The sequence below is a fragment of the Roseateles sp. P5_E11 genome, assembly GCF_054049355.1.
On record NZ_JBFUMO010000981.1, the window covers coordinates 1 to 1,322 of the forward strand.

General features: G+C 64.0%; 2 protein-coding genes. One reads left to right on the forward strand and one right to left on the reverse strand.

The features are described 5' to 3' along the window. The coding region (locus ACXJKR_RS32685) for an ABC transporter substrate-binding protein (protein ID WP_457326404.1) at positions 1–501 on the reverse strand (501 nt) is incomplete at its 3' end. 426 nt (positions 502–927) lie between these two features. Here ACXJKR_RS32685 and ACXJKR_RS32690 point away from each other — a divergent pair. Next, positions 928–1,322: NAD(P)-dependent oxidoreductase (locus ACXJKR_RS32690; RefSeq protein ID WP_457326405.1), on the forward strand; the 395-nt coding region annotated here is incomplete at its 3' end.

Genomic DNA, 1,322 nt, shown 5'->3' on the forward strand with positions numbered 1-1,322 from the left:
TCGCTTCACCAGGATCTTGGGCGTGTTGGTCAGCGCGGCGGAGTCGACCTGGTAGTGGATCGTGTAGGCGGCACACTGCTCGTCGGTGAGCAGTGATGTGTACGCCGCGGAGACGATGACGATCCTGCCCTTTTGCCTGCCGACGTCGTTCACCGCCAGCGCCGTGCCAGAACCCACGAGGTCGACGATCACGTCGACCTTGTTGCTGTCGAACCATTCGCGTGCCTTGGCCGAGGCCACGTCCGGCTTGTTCTGGTGGTCGGCGGAAATCACCTCGACGGGCTTGCCCAGGACCTTGCCGCCAAAGTCCTCGACCGCCATCTTCACCGCTTCGACGGAGCCCTTGCCGGAGAAGTCCGAGTAGAGCGAGGACATGTCGGTCATCACGCCGATCTTGACGATGCCGTCCGAGGCGCCGGCGGGCTGGGCGCCCGCCGCGCTGCCCCAGAGGACAACGCAGGCGGCAGTGATGCGGGTGAGGCTGCGTGAGCAACGCGTCATGGGTAGTCTCCGTGTCTTGGTCTGAAGGCGCGGGGCAGTCCTGGGCGCCATTGCCAGTCCGAGCGGTCTCGGTGACATCCGCCCGCCTGTGCAGCGAGACGGTCACTTGCCGGGCCATCCTAGGAATGGGGCCTCCAGCGGACAAACGATTAAATGGCCCTGATCGCTTGATGGAAGCTCAATCGAAGAACGGTTGATGTTGGTGAAGGGACCGACTCCCGGCTGGACTGCCCCGACGCCATGGCGGATCGCGCATGCAATGAAGGCGCCGAAAGGATGGGCTCGGGGAAGGACCCGGCTGGTGGCGCTGAAGACGCCCCGTCTTGCACCCCGAGTCGATTGAGATTTCTGCAACCAAACTCGGCAAAAAACTCGTTTGCTGCGTCGCTGTCCCGCTGCCTAGGATCAGTGCAAAGGAGACAACGAATGATCAACACGGTTGGATTTGTCGGCCTCGGCGCCATGGGCAAGCGCATGGTTCCGCACCTGATCAAGGCGGGGTATCAGGTCTTCGTCTGCGACATCAACAGCGAGGCAGTCGCCGCGATGGTGATGCTCGGAGCTTCGCGTTGCGAAACACCGCGGCACGTAGGCGACAACGCTGAAGTCGTGCTGGTCTGCGTGCCCACGCCGGACATCGTCGAGGAGGTGATCCTTGGCGACACCGGGGTCCGGGAGGGCGAGCTGGTCCAGTACATCGTCGACCATTCGACGACCGGACCTAGCGTGGCGCGGCGAATCGCCGCGGAGCTGGCCAAGAGCGACATCCTGTCGCTGGATGCGCCGCTGGCCGGTGGGGTTGCGGGTGCCGAAGCCGGAAC